The following is an 18,603-nucleotide window of genomic DNA, read 5'->3' as shown; positions in this document are numbered from 1 at the left end:
ACCTGACTCATCAACCCAACCATCGCACATTCCGTCAACCTGACTCATCAACCCAACCATCGCACATTCCGTCAACCCGACTCATCAACCCAACCATCGCACATTCCGTCAGCTCAACTCATCAACCCAACCATCGCACATTCCGTCAACCTGACTCATCAACCCAACCATCGCACATTCTGTCAGCTCAACTCATCAACCCAACCATCGCACATTCCGTCAGCTCAACTCACCAACATGACCTACTGCCTACTCAAGTGTTGACGGAACAACGTTTCTTAGCGGCAATCGCATTCTTTTTCAGGGTGAACATTTCTAACGATCATGAGAAACCTTATTTGGCACGTATTCACCCGTGTTATTTTCTAACGATCTCAGGGAAGCTTATTTCAATCATTTATTATAAAAAGGAGATATTTTCCTCCATTTTGGCCCAAATAAGCTCTCTGGGGATCGTTAGAATTTCAAACGACTCAGAATCATGCAAATAAGCTCATCTGAGATCGTTAGGATAAACTTTCGCTCACCTATCGTCCACATAGATTGTCAGAACGTCTTTCAATTTATCCAGATCTTTAGTCATTTCAGCCTACTCCGCACGCATATATACTGCAATTTCATCGATTACTTTACTATGCGGTTGAAAGGCTATCTATCTCATCCGCCATATGACCAATGGATAAATGATGCGTTGACTCTGTGCGGGCGAACGATCACTGGTTTTGACGTTCCCGCTCGTGAAGATGAGATGAGCCACTCGTGAAGCAGAATTGGTTTTCAAAATCGATTTTCGAAGCGTCCGGTTCGATGCCGTTGACGCCAGCTAACATAGACGATAAGCCCTTCACGCCCGTCGATTGCAAAAGGCGAGGCGTGGAGAGGATTGAGAGTCATTTTCTCAGCCCAGCCATCAACAAATTCCCTCTTAATGGATGGGGTACGTACATCTCGTACAACCATCTTGTACAGCTATCTCGTGGACTCCTCTTACAGACGGAAACGCTGGAGTTCCTGATGCATCTCGGCACTGATATCACGAAGTGACTTGACCTTGATACTGGCTTCGGAAAAAGAGCGTTGTTGCTCCGCGGTGGAAGCGGTGATTTCTTCACTGCTGGCTGCAGATTGCTCGGTGATGGCACTGATATTTTCAATCGCTTGTTGCACCTGTGAACTAAGTTTGCTGGATTGTGTCATGTCCTCGGCAAGCTGCTGAATGCCTTCGCTGATGCGCTCCACACTCTTACGGATCGCCGAGAAGGATTGCTGCGTCTGACCCGTGGCGTGTTCCTGTTCGCCAAAGAGTTGCATGCTTTGCAACACGGAACTTTTTACTTTTTCCATCGAGGCTGTAATCTCGTTAACGGCGGCATAGATATGTTTGACGGATTGAGCAGACTGCTCGGCCAGCTTGTTCACTTCTCCAGCCACAACAGCGAATCCGCGTCCGGCTTCTCCCGCACGTGCAGCTTCAATGGAAGCGTTCAGGGAGAGCAGGGTGGTTTGCTTGGCAATCTCGGATACGTATCCCGTCATCGTTGTAATACGAGCCGCGCTCTCTTCCAGCTCCAGCACGGTCTGTTCCACTTCGGACATGGCGTGGCGATTTACTTCGGCGAGTCGCAACTGTTCTTCAATCGCTTTGTTTCCCTCTTCCACTGTGGTTAGAACATCGCGTCCATCCTTGGCAGATTGGGCGGTGGCCTCCAGATTAAGGTTAAAGGTAGACTGCATTTGGTCTACGACCATAACCGTTTCGCTGAGATCCTCCGCAATTTTTTGACTGCCAACGGCCAGCTCTTCTGTAGTACGTGACACCTGCTGTACGATGGCTTGTACCGTATCATTACCGCGGTCAATATCCTGAGCCATCTGATCGACTCGTTGCCCCGCCGTGTCAATGGATTGGATGATTCCGCGAATATTATTCGTCATTTGCCCAAAAGAACGGCTCAGATCATCCAGTTCATCTTTCCCCCGAGGTTCCGGCAGCGTTTGGGACAGGTCACCACTGGCGATTTGCCCGGCAGCATCCTTAATCAGACGAATACGCTTGGCTATCTGACGTGATGTGTACATATTAAAGAGCATGACGGCGATGAACAAAAGCGCAGCCCCGCCAAGGGCAATCTGCCATGTCTGCTGGATGTCACTCTCCAGATCGAGCGTATATTGAGCGTAGCGTCCCCGCGTTATCTCATTCAGCGAGTAAATGTCGTTCTGTATGCCTCGAACCCGGGCACTGTAACGTTTTGCTTCCGCACTGTCCATACTGCTCATCGCTTGGGTTGCGCCCTGATCCAATGCTTGCAGCTTCGTTTGAACCGTTTGGATGAGCTGCAGCTCCTGATCCGTTTCCAGCAATCCACCTTTGAGTTCCTTAATCATGGCTTGGCCTTCTTTTAAAAGAAGCAGTACAGCTTCCTGGTTGCCTGCGGTCATCGAGAAGGAGTAAACATCCAGTGCCTGCTGGGTCTGAATCTGGTTAGAGTTCAGCTCGCTTACCTTGAGCATTGCAGGTACCAGATTTTGATTTTTTGCATTCATATTTAGCAGTTCCATAATAATATAAGCGACCAGCGCAAGGCATAGAAGCAGTGAGATCAGAGCGTTGACAATAAGTTTTCCCTGTAATTTCATATGCGAACCTCCTCGAATCGTGGGTTATGGATTCACTGTAATTTTGATTTGACCCGAAGAAATTTTGGCTTTCAGATCATCGAAGGTCCGCTGTTGTTCATCACTCAGCGTGATGTTATGTAGCGCAGTCAAGCCTACAGCATTCTCGGCCAGTCCTTCTACAATTTCCTTCTTCGGGAAGGTGTGTTTGTTCTCGATAAACGACTTCACGGCGTTGTAGATGGAGACATCCACATTTTTTAACATAGACGTAAGAATTGCTTTTTCCGCCAAAAAGAATTGATCCGTATCTACGCCAATGGCGTATTTGCCGAGGGATTGAATCTCATTCAGTGCGCCGACACCGGTAAGACCAGCGGCTACATAAATCACGTCAGCACCTTTCTCCTGAATCATTTGCTCTGCAAGCTGCTTGCCCAGATCGGCATTTCCAAAATCACCGGCATACACAATATCTACAGCGGCGTCCGGATTAACAGCCAGCACACCCTGTTTGAAACCCTGCTCAAAATTTTTGAGCACCGGAATCTCCATTCCGCCCAAGAAACCGACATGGTTCTCCTTGGAAGCCATGCCTGCGATGACACCCGCCAGATAGCTGCCTTCCTCCGCACGAAATGATATGGAAGCAATGTTAGGCAGGTCAGACGTACTGTCAATCAGAAGGAATTGCTGGTCAGGATATTTGGCAGCGACCTTTTCCATATCTGCTTTTACGGTATCGCTGAGTCCAATAATAAGGTCGAATTTATCTTTGGAAAATTCCTCAAACGAAGCTTCCGCAGTTAACTCCTTGCTTGGTTCACGATAGTCAAAAACAATGCTTTTCTCGTCTCTGGCTTTGACCAGTCCGTTAAAAGCCGCATCATTAAAAGATCGGTCTCCCAGACCAACCTCTGTAAGTACAATCCCGACTCTGGTCTTTACGTCAGTGGCAGCTGTTGTAGAGCCGGTGGAACAAGCCCCCAACATGATCAGCGTCAGGGCCATGAGTACGGTGATTCCCATCCGGATGTACAACTTTGTTTTCATTGAGATGCCCTCATTTCTGTGTGCTTTTATGTATTAATCTGGAAATATACTGGAAGATGGATGACCCTATCATCTATGCAACGAGTTTTTCCCTTTATCTATATCGGTGAAAAATGTAGTTTGTTTATGACTCATATTGAGAATTTACAGAAATATAAATCTATTTCATGAATTATACATAGTTTTTACAATTATGTTGTTTAATCATTCTTATAAGAACTTATAGGCTAATTGTGAAAGGAACCGAGTAAGAAATGTTAATAGCTAGACAATTCAATATGATTAGAGTGGGGATTTAATTGATAAACGGTGTAAACTCTTTTTCTTAGGTTCAGAGTAAGAAAGAGATATATGTAGATTATTGTGTTTTTATGTAAATAAAAGTAATATAATTACTTTTAATGTCGAAAGCTTATACAAATTAACATAAAATATTGTATAAAATAAATAGCGCTGAAATAAAAGGGTTATAATCCAAATATTTAAATATAAGTGATTTGGAGGATTTTTCTGTGAAGTTTAAAAAAACTATTGCATCTACTCTAGCTGCGGGAATTTTAATGGGAGCTTTATCTGTTCCAGTAACAGTTATGGCCAGTCCAGCTCCTGTGAAAACCGTTTCTATTTCAAGTTCTACACTAAATGGAAGTAGTGTTTCGACAATACCTTCCAGTAAACTACCAAACACAGTAATTGTGACTCCAACTGCTCAAAATAATGGAGATGTAAGTACACAAAACCTCATTTCTAACGTTATAAAAAAAGCTATAACCTCTGCATTACGTTATGGTGGAGATTATTTAGGTAAACTTCTTTCAAAACTTAGCCCTAGTGCTGGAAACTATGTAACAAAATATTCTGGCAAAATCGCTGATTTCTTAGACTCCATTACCAATCGGCAAGAAAATATTATTGCAACGGGCCTTGTGGGAATTGGAGTACCACCAGCAGAAGCATATGAGATCGCAAAATACATCGTTTGGTTGGCAGGACTCTAAAATTAGTTATATTTTTATTTATATAAGGTATTTATACTAAAAAATGGATTTATAATTGGAGGAATTATGAATTTAACACACTGGATCATCATCATCATACTACTTTTAATTCTCTTACTTGCTCTAAACTGGATAATCAATTACATGAGTGGTAAAGAAAAGGAAACCCCGCCTTCTCTTAAGGTTAAGATATGGCTTATTCCTTTATTAGCTTCTTTGATCATCTTGCCTATGATAATTTTTATAACATTGTACAGTTTATTTTTTTATAGCTTCGAAAAAGTTAGTAGTTTTATTCATTTTGATCAAGTTGGAGATATTGTTGTTTTTTCAGTGCTTATCATTATTGGATTTCTTCTTTTCGAGACTTTGGTTCATCCAGTAATCATTACTATCTTAAACTATGGATTCAAGAGACAGGTTTCTATATATACTCGTAATGCGATTACACTTGTCATAGATAGCATAATTATTTACATTTTAGCTTCAAGTTTTAATGGTATATATATATCTGATTACTGGTCTGCACTCTCCATAGCGGTTTTTTATCATATTATCGACTGGGGATTAGTGCTAATATTGAAGGTTGTGAAAAAAATGAAAAACAAATGAGGCAGATACTAAATGAATTCTATACAGTAAAACCTCATCCCTTAAAAAAAGAAACCTAAACACTTTAGAACTACTAATAGTGTTTAGGTTTCTTTTTTTAAGTCTTTTTATCTACCACGCCGCAATCGATCCGTCCGTCCGACTTTCCGTTCCACCGCATAAAACACCTGTATCCGGGTTACGCCAGATGATCTGCCCCCGTCCGAATTGGGACGAATCGAGCTCGGTTTGGATATTATGTCCTCTGCGAGCCAGCGCTTGCGCAATGTGAGGAGGGAAGCCTTGTTCGACTAGTATCGTTTTGTCTTTGATCCATTGCCAGCGAGGTGAATCGAGTGCGGCTTGCGGATTCAGATGATGATCAATCGTATTCATAATGACTTGCACATGACCCTGAGGCTGCATAAAACCGCCCATGACCCCGAATGGTCCGACCGCTTCACCGCCTTGTGTGAGGAATCCGGGGATAATGGTATGATACGTGCGTTTGCCCGGCTCCAGTGCGTTGGCATGCTGCGGGTCGAGCGAGAAGTTGTGTCCGCGGTTCTGAAGTGCGATACCCGTGCCTGGCACAACCAGACCTGAACCGAAGCCCATATAGTTACTCTGGATAAAAGAAACCATGTTGCCTTCGCCATCCGCTGCAGCCAAATACACCGTTCCGCTTCCGCGTGGATCACCTGCCTCGGGTGCACGTGCGTTATCCCCAATCAGCTTGCGCCGTTCTGCGGCGTAGGCTTCGGACAGCAATTCTTCCACGGATACGCCCATTTTTCGTTCTTCCGTAATATATTTTTCTCCATCGGCAAAAGCCAGCTTCATCGCTTCCAGCTGCCGGTGATAACTCAGAACGGATTCCTTCTCGGCAAAGTCGAATCCCTTCAGCAGATTGAGCGCGGAGAGCGCAATGAGTCCTTGCCCGTTCGGCGGAATCTCCCATACATCATAACCCCGGTAGGAAACGGAGATCGGATCAACCCATTCCGGCTGAAAAGCCTTCAGGTCATCCCGTGTCAGGTAACCGCCGTGCTCAGCCATAAAAGCATGAATGCGCTCCGCCAGTTCTCCCTCGTAAAAGTCTCGCGCTTCGCTCTCGCCAATCCGGCGCAACGTGGCCGCATGGCCCGGCGAGCGCCACAGTTCCCCCGCCGCGGGTGCACGCCCGCCAGGGGCAAACGTCTCAAACCATGCACGCCCTGCTTCCGCATCGCCCTGGCGTGCATAGATCTCGGCTGCCCGTGCCCAGTGGCGGGCCAGCCCCGGCGCAAGCGGATAACCTTCCTCCGCGTAGCGGATGGCCGGTTCCAGCACTTTCGCCAGCGTGAGCCGTCCAAACCGACGGCTCAGCTCCGCCCAGCCCGCCGGTGCGCCAGGCACCGTCACCGGCACAACCCCCAGCTTCGGCATCTCCGTATAGCCTGCCGCCTGAAGCGCCTCAATCGAAATGCTCTGAGGCGCAGGGCCACTGGCATTCAGGCCATGCAGCTTGCCCTTCGTCCAAACGAGGGCAAAGGCATCGCCACCAATGCCATTGGAGGTCGGCTCCAGCACGGTGAGTGCTGCCGCCGTAGCGATGGCGGCATCGATCGCATTGCCGCCTTGTTTCAACACATCCAGACCAGCCTGCGCAGCAAGTGGCTGCGACGTGGCAACCATGCCCTGCTTGGCATATACCGGCACACGGTACGAGGAATAAGGTTGGTAGAGGGGATCAAAGTTCATTCGTCAATCAGCTCCTTGTCGCGAGATGTCAGATTCCGTTGTTTAACCGGAGTGTAACTTCTAATCCTTTTCGCATCGAGATAACCATTCTCCTGCCAAACGATGCAAATCCAACCTGACACTCTGGGGCAGATCCTCCTCAGTGTTGCACAAATCACAGATCATTCACAGGATCTGCCTACCGGTGGATATCGAAAACGTGGTCGTTCCGTGCCATTGTATATCTCTAACCTAACATATTCAGCGTGCCGTGTTCGGCTGTAATCACTGTTTAATTCATACCCTGTAATCTCTAACAAACATATAAGGCGAAGTCCTTGTACATCAACATAAACATCAACATAGTCATGCCACTATAATTACGTTGTAACCATATCGCCGCCATTGACATGGATACATTCCCCAGTGACATAGGAGGAATCACGTGATGCCAGATAGACATAAGCCGCCGCGAGTTCATAAGGTTGACCTGCTCGCCCCAGAGGCGTATCTGTCCCAAAAATCTGTACATCCTCAGCCGAGAAACTGGCGGGAATAAGCGGAGTCCAGATGGGACCCGGAGCCACGGCATTTACACGGATGCCTTTGTCAGCCAGTGATTGGGAGAGAACACGAGTGAGGGAGACGACGGCCCCTTTGGTGGATGAATAATCGATTAATCGCACATCTCCTTTGTAGGCTGTAATGGAGGCGGTGTTGATGATGGACGCCCCTTGGCACAGATGGGAAAGGGCAGCTTGGATCAGGAAGAAATACGAGAATACATTTGTTTGAAACGTATGATAAAGCTGCTCTTCGGTGATGTCGACAATGCTCTGTTGCACATACTGCACAGCGTGGTTGTTGACCAGTACATCGATTTTCCCGAACGTTTCGATGGTCTTGCGAATGACCGCTTCACAGTTTGGTTTTAGCCGCAGATCCGTCTCGATGAGCAGACAGCGCTGACCCAGCTCCACGATCCGGTCTCGTGTCCATTCCGCATCCGTTCTTTCATATAAATAAGCAATGACAACATCTGCACCTTCTTTGGCAAAAGCAATGGCTGCCGCCCGACCGATACCACTATCGCCGCCCGTGATGATCGCAACTTTGCCTTGGAGTTTGCAACTGCCGATATAAGCGGGATCTTCGCTAATCGGTTCGGGAACCATCAGCGATTCGAGACCGGGCTGCTGATCCTGATGTTGGGGCGGAAAAGCTAATTTTTGTGGTTTGCATACCGTCTTCTCACCGTAAAATGGATAGACAGGGTTCATGGTTTGCATATCCTCCTCGAACATTCCTTGATAAGCCTACCCTATGCATTCACTTGGAAAAAGATGCGGTCTGGCGGTGCTATAAGCTTGTTTTCTATGGAAAATATATACCATAATAAGGAGGGAACCCTTTAAATTTGGTGGAGGTGTCAGGAGCCTTATGAACATTCAGGGAATTAACCATTTGTGTTTTTCCGTATCGAACCTGGAGCAATCTATTACGTTCTTTGAGCAGGCTCTCGGTGCCCGAATTCAGGTGAAAGGACGCAAGCTGGCCTATTTCGAACTGGCTGGCCTTTGGATTGCTTTGAATCAGGAGGATGTGATTCGGAATTATACGGAACGAACCTATACCCATATCGCGTTTACGGTAAAAGAAGAAGAGTTTGACGCATCAGTGGAGCAGCTGCGAGCCGCGGGAGCCGATATTATTCCCGGAAGAGCGAGAGACGCGAGGGATGGGAAATCCGTTTATTTTACAGACCCGGACGGGCATCTCTTTGAGCTGCATACAGGCAGCTTGAAGCAACGGTTGGACTATTATCGTGAAGATAAACCGCATATGACCTTTTATTCATGAGAAGTATTAGAAAAGGAAATGGAAATAAAGCTCACATAACTATTGTGAATAGGATGGAAGAAACGATAAACTGGACAAATAGCACCTTAATTTACCAATGTTAAATTCATGGGTTCAATCTTAAGGAGGTTTGTCATGATTCAGTTTCCGAAACCGGATGTAGAGCAGTATTTCCAGACGTATCGTATTTCGCATTTTGCCGTATCAGCGGATGAGAAGAAGCTGTATATGGATAGCAACCTGAATGGTCAGCCGAATATTTGGGCGATGGACTTACCGGGAGGGTATCCGTATCCACTGACGTATTTGAACCAAAGCAGTCAATTTATTAAAGCCGATCCGCAAGGGCGTCATCTGCTGACCGCTTTTGATCGGGATGGCAACGAAAACTATCACCTCTATGCACTGCCACCGGAGGGGGGAGTTCCGCTTCCGATTGTTCCGGCAGATCCAAGTGACCGCTGTTATTATGCTCATTTATCTGAGGATGGAAAACGGTTGTATTATAACACCAGCTCAGGCAACCCGAATTATATGAATGCACGCCTTCGTAACTTGGAGACTGGAGAAGACGAGCTATTGTATCAGGGGGAAGAGGTAACCAGCAGCCTGATTGCGGTAAGTCCCAATGAAGAAGCCTATGTTATTTTGAAAATGTACTCCAATACGTATCAGACTGCTCATCTGCACCGGAACGGGGAATCTCATGCCATCGTACCGGTTACGGAGCGGCAGAGTCAGGTTCCATATGTTCTGTTTGCAGGTAATGATCGTTTGTTGCTGATTACCAACGATAATTCGGCATATGCCTATGTAGCTGAGTATGCGATAGATACGGGAGAGTTCCGTGCGTTGTGCCATATTGAGGGCGAAGATGTAGATGAAATCCGCTGGCATGAGGCGTCTGAAACGTTATATATCTGGACACTGACCGGGCCGGAGTATCACATGTATGTGCTGGAAAAAGATGCCGAAAAACCTCGCCGCATGGACATGCCGCTCGATACGATCGAACAGGTGAACGTGACCAAATCCGGTAACGTGTATGTTCTAGGACGCGGTGCTGTGCAACCGCACAATATCTACCGTCTTGAAGCAGGCTCGGAGTCCTGGGAGCCGTTAACAGCCAATCGGGTCACGGGTCTGAGCGCGGATGATCTCGTATATCCGGATGTGGTACGGTACAATTCCTATGACGGGCTGGAGATTGAAGCATTGCTGTTCAAAGCCAAACCGGAGCAGGCGAACGGATACAGTGTATTCTGGCCGCATGGCGGACCACAGGCATCCGAAGCCAAGTTTTTGCGTCCGATGTTTCAGTTGTTGCTTGCGCAAGGGTATAATATCTTTGCTCCGAACTTCCGGGGGAGTACAGGATACGGTGCTGAATTTGTAAAAATGGTTGAGCGGGACTGGGGCGAAGGGCCGAGACTGGACTGTGTTGCAGGTATTCAGTGGTTGTTCGATCAAGGGATCAGCTCACCGGAACGTTTATTTGTAGTAGGTGGCAGTTACGGAGGATACATGACCCTGCTGCTTGCAGGTCGTCATCCGGAGCTGTTCCGCGCAGCCGTCGACATCTTTGGCCCATGCAATCTGTTTACCTTCCTGGAATCTGTGCCGGAGGACTGGAAGCCGATGATGGACAAATGGCTCGGTGATCCGGTACGTGACCGTGAACGCTTAACCAAGGATTCCCCGATTACGTATCTGGATCAGATGGTGAACCCGATGCTAGTCATCCAGGGGGCCAATGATCCGAGGGTGGTCAAGTCTGAATCGGATCAGATTGTAGCTGCACTTCAGGAGAAAGGCGTAGATGTCGAGTACATCGTATTGGATGATGAGGGCCATGGTTTCTCCAGAAGAACGAATGAAATTTTAGTTTATCGTAGAATGGTCGAGTTTTTGCAAAAGCATCAAGAGACTCCTGTTGCACAGGTTTCATTCGAATGATTTGATCATCATAGAATTCAGTGGATCATTCAGGTGAATGCGTCAATTGAATTAGCATGTAATACGGGGATTATATAGGAAACAAAAAATAACCGGTGATCCTTAGGATCACTGGCTATTTTTGTGTCGATTTATCACATCAGGGGTCGTCCACTACTATGGATTCAGACCATCGGGCAGTTCAGTCCAGCAAAGAGAGTACCTTCTCGATATACTGCTCTGCCCAAGGAGCAAAAGGTAAATCGGCTTCCCAGGTAACTTGTCCGGTCGCCTTCGCTTCACCCCACCATAGAATACGTTGATACAATAGGTGAATAAGAAGGCGTGAGCGAAAATGTTTACATTTTTCTACATCGCCTGCACAGATGTTTTCCCGGTAATGATGGAGAAATCTCGCAGCCAGATCAGGCCGGCCTTCCCGGAGGTATCTTGCAGTCATTTTCGTCAGATCGGCTGTGCCATCACCAAAATAAGCCGTCGTAAAATCAAATAATCCACTGATTTTCCACGGGGATGCAGGCATATCCGCCTTTTGGATAAGAAAATTCTCAACTTTGAAATCTCCCATGACAAATTCATGAACCGTCGAGATTAAAAAAGCAGATTCGGACTGCCTCAATTGCTCATCTACCCAGCGTACATCATCGTCTGTAATCACGGAGTACTTCTCCGCATCGTGCAACCAGTGGCGGATGCTTCCATACAACCAGTCCAGATACGAGCCGGCAAAAGGCATGATTTTGTCTGCCACCGGATCGTATTCTCCAGCATCCGGAACTTTCCAGTGATGCAGTTCGGCTAACGTTTCAGCCAGTACATCTGCAATTTCTTCATGATCTTGTGGAGTCAGAGTCGTTTGAAAAACAGGATCATACAAATGGCTTCCAGACAACTTGGGCATGATTACGTAACTCCACCCCAATAGCTGCGTGTCCTCCTGAATCTGATAGGGAACAGGAACAGGGATGCTAGCGCGAGCGGCCAGTTGCTCCACGAAAAATTGCTCTTCCTGAAACTGTCCGTTGTACAACGGATTGCCCTTCAGAATAAACTCACCTTGCGTAGTTTGAATAAACAAGGTTTGCCCCATCACGCCTTCAGCTGTCCGCTGGAACTGGACTAACACTCCGAGATTGAAGTGATCCAGTGCCTTCTGCAGACTGTGTTCCGTGACATGACCAAGACTATTGGAAGCAAAGTAAATGCGAGTCGTCATAAAAGGGCTCCTTATCTTCTGTTTAGTCCAGCTCTGCTCTTGAAAACAGGTCGAGAATAAGATTACGTTGCTCACATGCCTGCTTGAACCCGAGAATAAAGGATATGAGAGCTTCTTTGTCATCTGTATAAGCACAGAACATATCCGCTTCCGGATCGAAGCGAATAACCGAAGTCAGATGAGGCATCTTTTCTTCAAGAAAGACAGAAGCAAGGGATGCCCAATCGTACCCGCCACCTTCGAAACCTTCATCTGCACGTGAGTCAAAGACATCTTGAAGATATGTACCTGCATTCAGAATCACGGAATAGGAATTGGTTCCTGCATCAATGAACCTAAAAGGGGCGATGGCTTCTTTAGAGAATGTGGACACGCTTTGGTTCTCAGTGAATACAGCAGTAATTGCTTGTTCTTCATCAAGAGAGTCAGAGCCTTCCTCGTCAAGCGGATTAAAGTGTTCTTCATCCAGCAGACCGCGGACGAACACTTCGAAATTAGGCGCAAGATAGGTAATTTCATAATCGCTCTCCTGATCCACATGAACGACACAAGGTTCGCCTTGAGGGCCGCAGAAGCGATAGTCCAGCATGACGACATCATGACCGGCGGACGGGCAATCACAGATGACAACCCCGAGGTCGGGGTATCCCCAGTCTTCGATCATAAAGCGACTGCCGAACTCTCCACCAAGGGAATACATCTTATCCCGTCCAATACCCAAGATGCTACTAATGGCGATATGATCCTCTGCCCAGCTTGTACCCTCTTGAGTCGGAAACGTTGTGCGCGCAGGAAAACCGCCATTTTGCGTTTTCATTAGCTGGATATAGGAAGGTGGCAGTTTGTAGCCGAGTTCCTGTTCAATGGATTGTTTCAATTCCTCATCAAAAGGTACGGATACATGGTTGTCCTGTGCATAATCGCTATATCGCCAGAACGTTGCAGGATCGTATGTGCCTGAAGCAGCCTGGAGCTGGTTTAGTGTTCCGCTTTGCTCCCACTCCGCCTGCTCCGTCTCCCAGCGAGTGCGATCTAGATCCATTTTAGCTGCTTTGGGACGAATCCAGTCCAAAAATTCCAGGGTAGAGTCATCGTTAGGCTCAAGCCGATTCGCTTCTTCAAAAGCGGCCTGTGCCAGCTTGTATTCAGCGACGTAACAGTAGGCATAACCTAACCGGAAGTGCCATAACGGGTCTAGTTGGCCTTGTTCCTTAACGCCTTGTAATAGTTTAATGGCTGTGCGATACTCTTCCAAATTGTTATATGCTCTTGCAAGCTGTCCGATCGTTTCGGCATCCTGCTCGGATTCGGGTAATGCCTCAATACGTTTTACGATGAGCGCATAGTCTTCCTGTTCGTGCCAAACATTAATCTGTTCCAGCAACTCTCTATCCATGATTAGACCTCATTTCATCGTGAAAGAATAGGAAACTCTACCCACTATTTTACAAGGTTTAGAGACAAAAAAACACTCTCTCACGTGGGTAGCTGTAAAGCTTCCCAGCATGAGAGAGTGTGCAGTGTTAGACGTTATCTTCAAGATTGGATGGACACATCGAGGCATCCAATATGGTGTTGGATTAATCGCTTCCTATCCGATATAGAGCTGTGTCTGAACCAATATTCTTACAGATCGTCAAATCCGTTATCGTCGCCCACTTTGCCGTAGTTACGGGACTTGGCTTCGAAGAAGTCTGTTTTCGTTGCGTTCAGCGCTTCGTCGGAGAATGGTTTGATCCAAGGCATGCAGTTCACGTCAACGCCTTCATATGCCTTTTCCATACCCATCAGACGCAAGCGTTTGTTCGCCGTGTATTTAATGTAATCTTCCAGTTCGTTCAGGTCGATGCCGCGAACGTTGCTGAGTGTATAATGAGCCCAGTTTGTTTCCAGCTCAACTGCGCGGTCAATCGTTTTGTACACGTAGTCCATGTTTTCCGGTGTGTTCAGTTCAGGGAAGTCTACCAGCAACTGTTTGAATACCTCCGCGAAGAAGTAGCAGTGCTGATTTTCATCCCGCTGGATGTACGAGATCATCTGGCTGGTTGCCATCATTTTCTGGTCACGAGCCAGGTTATAGAAGAACGCAAATGTACTATAGAAGAAAATACCTTCCAGAATCAAGTCAGCAACCATCGCTTGGAAGAACGTCTGTGGAGACGGGTTATCCCGGAAGCTTTGATAAATATCCGCGATGAAACGGTTGCGGTCCAGTAACACTGGATCATGTTTCCAATATTCGAAAATCTCTTTCTGCTCCTGATCGGAAACGATGGAAGACAGAACGTAGGAGTAGGATTGGTTATGCACAACTTCCTGTTGTCCGATAATGGCAGAGATCGCTTCAAGGGAAGAGTCGGTAAAATAACGTTTTACGTCACCGACAAACATCGTTTGCATGGAATCCAGTACAGCCAGCAGGGAGATGTTAATTTTGAACGTACGTTTCTCTTCTTCGTCCAGTTGGGCAAACTGGGAAGCATCCTTGGACATTGGAATCTCGTCAGCGATCCAGTGGTTAAGTAGCAATACTTTGTACAATTTGTACATATGAGGCATACGAATGTCGTTCCAGTTCAGGATACCCGAGCATTCACCTTCAATAATACGTGTCGATTGGTTAGGCGCTTCGGTATTGAAAATTTTCTGTACTTGCATAATCCGTTCACTCCTTGAATGAATTTACACTATATAACGACGATGACAGAACAAGCTTGTACTGTTTTGGCATATATTGAACATCTTGCGATGCTGTGGTCAGGTTTTGGGCAAAAAAGAACCAGGGCAACGCTATTTTGCATTCAAAACAGGATGCCCCGGTGGTCATCATGATCAGCGTGGCAGGATGGGGGTACCCATATCCATCACGATGTTACCATTCTTATGTGGATCAGCTTGCGCAGGAATCACATTCCTCGATTGTTAATGCACGGCTTCGAACATAATAGGTCGATTTCATGCCGGCTCTCCAAGCGTGAAGGTGCAATTCCAGGAACTCCGTCGCTTTGATATCAGGACGAACATACAGGTTGAAGCTTTGACCCTGGTCAACGTGACGTTGACGGGCAGCCGCCATGTTGATGGAAGCATGCTGATCTACCATAAATGCCGTCTTGTAGTACCAGATCGTTTTTTCGGATAGATCCGGTGCCGGGTTGGCGATTTTGTATGTTGTTTTCTCTTCATAGGACAACAGCTCATATAGTGGATCAATACTTGCTGTTGAACCGGCGATGATGGAGGTGGAACCGTTTGGTGCGATAGCAAACATCCATGCGTTACGTACGCCGTTTTGTTTCACTTGCGCTTGCAGTTCTTTCCATTGATCTGTAGTTACAAATTCGCCTACGCGCTCACCCGTTGTGTACTCGCGTTGATCGAAGTAATGACCGCTTTCCCAGTCGGAGCCTTTGAACTTCGGATAATGTCCTTTTTCTTTGGACAGTTCCATGCTGGCTTGAACGAGCAGGTAGTTAATTTTTTCGTACAGATTATCGTTATAGGTGACAGCTTCTTCGGATTCCCACCGAATGCCTTCGAGTGCAAGCAGGTGATGCAATCCGAACGTTCCCAGACCGACAGCGCGATACTGACTGTTCGTGTATTGGGCTTGAAGCACCTCGATGTTGTTAATGTCAATGACGTTGTCCAGCATACGAACCTGAATCGGAATCAGGCGTTCCAGTACGTTATGAGGTACTGCGCGAGCCAAGTGGATCGAGTTCAGGTTGCAGACCACGAAGTCACCAGGCACTTTGGAGATCACGATGCGTGTCTGACCATCTTTGGTCACCAGTTCTTCTTTTTCCACCACGGTAGCGGATTGGTTCTGCATAATTTCGGTGCACAGGTTGGACGAGTAGACCATGCCATGTGCGCGGTTAGGGTTCGAACGGTTAACTGTATCACGGTAGAACATGTACGGCGTACCTGTTTCGAGCTGTGATTTCATGACACGTTTCATGATGTCGATGGCTTGTACCGTAATACGGGACAACAGCGGATGATTCACGGCTTCTTCATACTTCTCGCGGAATGTACCTTGACCCTTCGTTTCGTCGTAAAAGTCTTCCAGACCCAATGCGCGGCCGTTCTTATCTTTCCAGCCCATCACTTTTTTCGTCTCGTGCGGGCAGAACAAGCTCCATTCACCACGACTTTCGACACGCTCCATGAAGAGGTCAGGCAGGCAGATACCATGGAAAACGTCATGCGCACGCATCCGCTCGTCACCATTGTTCAGCTTCAGGTCGAGGAACGCCAGGATATCTTTATGGAAAACATCCAGGTAAACCGCGATCGCACCTTTACGTGTTCCGAGCTGATCCACGCTCACGGCTGTGTTATTCAACTGGCGAATCCAAGGGATAACGCCTGAACTTGTATTTTTGTGACCACGGATGTCTGAACCACGCGCTCTGACTTTACCGAGGTACACCCCGATGCCGCCGCCCATTTTGCTCAAACGGGCTACGTCTGTATTGGAATCAAAGATCCCTTCGAGAGAGTCATCTACGGTGTCGATGAAACAGCTGGAGAGCTGTCCGGCTACCTTTTTACCCGCATTGGACATCGTCGGCGTAGCTGCGGTCATGTACATGTTGCTCATCGCCCAGTATGCTTCTTTCACCAGATCCATACGCTTCTCGGCAGGTTCTTGGTGCATCAGGTACATGGCGATAACCATGTAACGCTCCTGCGGCAATTCCATGACTTTGCCATCAAAATCGTTGGCGAGGTAACGCTCAGCCAGTGTGAGCAAACCGATATAATCGAAGAGCAGATCGTTGCGATAGTCAATGCACTCCGCAAGCTCGTCGATCTGTTCCTTGGTGTAACATTCCAGCAACTCTTCCCGGTAGATGCCTTTTTTGACAAGGTCAACGATCAGTGGATGGAATGCGCCGTAAGGCTCTTCCGGGTAGGATTTGTATCTGCGGTTGGTTGCCGCTTTTTTGTAAAGGGAAGTAAGCAGGGATCTCGCTGCTGCAAATTTCCAGTTCGGCTCTTCTTTCGTTACCAGTTCCAGAGCGCTCATCATAAAAGCATTGCTGATCTCATCTCCGGTAACTTCGTCACGACGAAGTTTGCTCGTTACTCCGCGAACCAGACGTTCCTTGTCGAGCATGTCCAGTCCTTCCAGGATACGGTCGGCATACACCGAGATACGCATCTCGTCAAAGGCAAGCTGGCGATTGTTCGGCTTGGTCACAACTTGTGGCATGAATATTCCTCGCTTTCACATGATAAAAAGATAATGAAAAAAATAAATTAAACAATTCTTTGAAAATAAGAATTGGAGGTCTACAACGGTGAGTAAAATACGGATTTTGCGGACTAAGTGGCGGTAACCAGATACGTTTGGGATGAAATCATGCGACAAGGAGTGGACAGAACCTGCTCATACAAAAAGCATTCCCTTGCCTTGCGGCTGAAAATGCCCATTCATGTTCTGGTTTTTTGACAGTCTTATCATATGCATGCCTTCGACAGAACAAGTTGCTGTATGTAAGCTTTTGTCTGATCATTTCATACCTGTGAATAAAGGTAACGGACGCAGTCCAAACAGCCCCGTTAACCTCCATGCCAGCCCTGTCTTCGAGAAAGCGATTTACACCTACAGGGACGTGCCTTTGGAGGTGATTTCATCTAGTTTTTCGAGAGATTCCAGATGCTGGATATAAGAAGTGGGGTATCCCGTTTCACTATATTTTGTTGTTGTTATACTAATGTACCCCAACATATAGTGTTTGTAAACAGGGGGGAAACCATAAAACGTAATTCCGAGTATACCATCTAAGCCAAGAATCCGCAAAGGAAAAGGACTGGAAGATTTGAAGATTCTGCGAAAAAAAATTTACGAGATTTAGAATGACGTCATCACGTCAGTTTGAATTGGAGTACTTTAAACTGTTAAAATAAAATGAGTCAAAACTCGACTAAAACTTGAGCGGCAACGGTTCAAACGGGGCCCAGAGGAGGCAGAGCGAAGTGGCAATTGCAGAAGTAACCGTTATCCCGATTGGAACAGGCACCACCAGTCTGAGCAGTTATGTAGCAGACATGCAAAAGATATTGGAAAGGCAACGTGGCGTTACATACCAGTTGACTTCGATGAGCACCATTATTGAAGGTCCGCTGAACGAAGTTTTCACCGCCATCGCGGCTTTGCATGAAGCTCCGTTTCTGTCAGGAGCCCAGCGTGTCTCCACATCCGTGAAAATCGATGACCGGCGTGATAAACCGGACGCCTCCAGTATGCAGAAGCTGCAATCCGTACAGGATAAGCTAATTTCGCTGCACGACAGGCCGAATTGAGAAACGGCATAAAACCATTTTACGCGGCAAGTCCCATTAGGGGCTTGCCTTTTTTGAGTTGTTGACAAAAAGTGTCTCAAAATACGTGGTGCTCTGCTCTATATCAAGAACGATAAGTCAGTTGCCAAATGTAAACCGGGTATCTACGTTTTTTCAAACTTCGTCATGTATCCATTTGTCTCCCATCGAGAAAACAGTTCAAGGTTTGTGATCATGTGCATTCAAAAAAGAATTTTACACCAAACAGGCCTGCTTAAACTTAATTAAGCT

The 18,603-nt window shown here is 46.8% G+C and carries 14 protein-coding genes; 6 read left to right on the top strand and 8 right to left on the bottom strand.

Annotated elements, in window-relative coordinates; all coding sequences use genetic code 11:
* Positions 1-491: hypothetical protein (locus FS818_RS29105; protein WP_222128830.1), on the top strand; the 491-nt coding region annotated here is incomplete at its 5' end.
* A gap of 496 nt (positions 492-987) precedes the next feature.
* Here FS818_RS29105 and FS818_RS19800 read toward each other — a convergent pair.
* Together FS818_RS19800 and FS818_RS19795 are read right to left on the bottom strand one after the other, a co-directional pair.
* Positions 988-2,640: a methyl-accepting chemotaxis protein gene (locus FS818_RS19800; protein ID WP_145333970.1), complete on the bottom strand. Its 1,653-nt coding sequence runs from the start codon at positions 2,638-2,640 to the stop codon at positions 988-990.
* 24 nt (positions 2,641-2,664) lie between these two features.
* Positions 2,665-3,672, bottom strand: coding sequence for a BMP family lipoprotein (locus tag FS818_RS19795; protein WP_145333968.1), 1,008 nt, complete (start codon positions 3,670-3,672; stop codon positions 2,665-2,667).
* A 512-nt stretch (positions 3,673-4,184) separates the two neighbouring features.
* On the opposite strand from FS818_RS19795, the gene FS818_RS19790 reads away from it, so the two are divergent.
* A complete protein-coding gene (locus tag FS818_RS19790; protein ID WP_145333966.1) occupies positions 4,185-4,670 on the top strand; it encodes a hypothetical protein in 486 nt (161 codons plus the stop codon).
* Positions 4,671-4,814: 144 nt separating this feature from the next.
* A complete protein-coding gene (locus FS818_RS19785; protein WP_145333962.1) occupies positions 4,815-5,282 on the top strand; it encodes a hypothetical protein in 468 nt (155 codons plus the stop codon).
* A gap of 111 nt (positions 5,283-5,393) precedes the next feature.
* Here the strand turns inward: FS818_RS19785 and FS818_RS19780 are convergent, their stop codons facing one another.
* Both FS818_RS19780 and FS818_RS19775 read right to left on the bottom strand, forming a co-directional pair.
* Entirely contained in the window at positions 5,394-7,004 is a 1,611-nt protein-coding gene (locus tag FS818_RS19780) for a gamma-glutamyltransferase family protein (RefSeq protein ID WP_145333960.1), read from the bottom strand.
* 359 nt (positions 7,005-7,363) lie between these two features.
* On the bottom strand, positions 7,364-8,263 hold the full coding sequence (locus FS818_RS19775) for an SDR family oxidoreductase (protein ID WP_145333958.1): 900 nt from the start codon (positions 8,261-8,263) through the stop codon (positions 7,364-7,366).
* Between the two features lie 160 nt (positions 8,264-8,423).
* Here FS818_RS19775 and fosB point away from each other — a divergent pair, with 160 nt between their 5' ends.
* A complete protein-coding gene (fosB, locus tag FS818_RS19770; protein WP_145333956.1) occupies positions 8,424-8,843 on the top strand; it encodes a metallothiol transferase FosB in 420 nt (139 codons plus the stop codon).
* A 135-nt stretch (positions 8,844-8,978) separates the two neighbouring features.
* Positions 8,979-10,799: a S9 family peptidase gene (locus FS818_RS19765; protein ID WP_145333954.1), complete on the top strand. Its 1,821-nt coding sequence runs from the start codon at positions 8,979-8,981 to the stop codon at positions 10,797-10,799.
* 181 nt (positions 10,800-10,980) lie between these two features.
* On the opposite strand, the gene FS818_RS19760 is transcribed toward FS818_RS19765, so the two are convergent.
* From FS818_RS19760 to FS818_RS19745, 4 genes are all read right to left on the bottom strand, one after another.
* Positions 10,981-12,015, bottom strand: a complete 1,035-nt coding sequence (locus tag FS818_RS19760) for a phosphotransferase family protein (protein WP_145333952.1) — start codon at positions 12,013-12,015, stop codon at positions 10,981-10,983.
* 22 nt (positions 12,016-12,037) lie between these two features.
* Positions 12,038-13,411: an Imm51 family immunity protein gene (locus tag FS818_RS19755; protein WP_145333950.1), complete on the bottom strand. Its 1,374-nt coding sequence runs from the start codon at positions 13,409-13,411 to the stop codon at positions 12,038-12,040.
* Between the two features lie 230 nt (positions 13,412-13,641).
* Positions 13,642-14,673: a ribonucleotide-diphosphate reductase subunit beta gene (locus tag FS818_RS19750; RefSeq protein ID WP_090918646.1), complete on the bottom strand. Its 1,032-nt coding sequence runs from the start codon at positions 14,671-14,673 to the stop codon at positions 13,642-13,644.
* A 232-nt stretch (positions 14,674-14,905) separates the two neighbouring features.
* Positions 14,906-17,239, bottom strand: a complete 2,334-nt coding sequence (locus FS818_RS19745; protein WP_145333948.1) for a ribonucleoside-diphosphate reductase subunit alpha — start codon at positions 17,237-17,239, stop codon at positions 14,906-14,908.
* A gap of 767 nt (positions 17,240-18,006) precedes the next feature.
* Between FS818_RS19745 and FS818_RS19740 the strand changes: the two genes are divergently transcribed.
* Positions 18,007-18,333: an MTH1187 family thiamine-binding protein gene (locus tag FS818_RS19740; protein ID WP_145333946.1), complete on the top strand. Its 327-nt coding sequence runs from the start codon at positions 18,007-18,009 to the stop codon at positions 18,331-18,333.
* The last annotated feature ends 270 nt before the right edge of the window (positions 18,334-18,603 follow it).

It is taken from the genome of Paenibacillus xylanexedens (genome assembly GCF_007680605.1).
Lineage (GTDB): Bacteria > Bacillota > Bacilli > Paenibacillales > Paenibacillaceae > Paenibacillus > Paenibacillus xylanexedens_B.
The sequence above is the reverse complement of the archived record's forward strand: the minus strand, read 5'-3'. Positions and strand labels throughout refer to the sequence as shown.

Bases quoted from the DNA above. Each gene is read 5' to 3' on its own strand.
- FS818_RS19750 (WP_090918646.1), bottom strand. From the start codon at position 14,673: ATGCAAGTACAGAAAATTTTCAATACCGAAGCGCCTAACCAATCGACA.
- FS818_RS19775 (WP_145333958.1), bottom strand. From the start codon at position 8,263: ATGAACCCTGTCTATCCATTTTACGGTGAGAAGACGGTATGCAAACCA.
- FS818_RS19780 (WP_145333960.1), bottom strand. From the start codon at position 7,004: ATGAACTTTGATCCCCTCTACCAACCTTATTCCTCGTACCGTGTGCCG.
- FS818_RS19765 (WP_145333954.1), top strand. From the start codon at position 8,979: ATGATTCAGTTTCCGAAACCGGATGTAGAGCAGTATTTCCAGACGTAT.
- fosB (WP_145333956.1), top strand. From the start codon at position 8,424: ATGAACATTCAGGGAATTAACCATTTGTGTTTTTCCGTATCGAACCTG.
- FS818_RS19760 (WP_145333952.1), bottom strand. From the start codon at position 12,015: ATGACGACTCGCATTTACTTTGCTTCCAATAGTCTTGGTCATGTCACG.
- FS818_RS19795 (WP_145333968.1), bottom strand. From the start codon at position 3,672: ATGAAAACAAAGTTGTACATCCGGATGGGAATCACCGTACTCATGGCC.
- FS818_RS19785 (WP_145333962.1), top strand. From the start codon at position 4,815: ATGAGTGGTAAAGAAAAGGAAACCCCGCCTTCTCTTAAGGTTAAGATA.
- FS818_RS19800 (WP_145333970.1), bottom strand. From the start codon at position 2,640: ATGAAATTACAGGGAAAACTTATTGTCAACGCTCTGATCTCACTGCTT.
- FS818_RS19745 (WP_145333948.1), bottom strand. From the start codon at position 17,239: ATGCCACAAGTTGTGACCAAGCCGAACAATCGCCAGCTTGCCTTTGAC.
- FS818_RS19755 (WP_145333950.1), bottom strand. From the start codon at position 13,411: ATGGATAGAGAGTTGCTGGAACAGATTAATGTTTGGCACGAACAGGAA.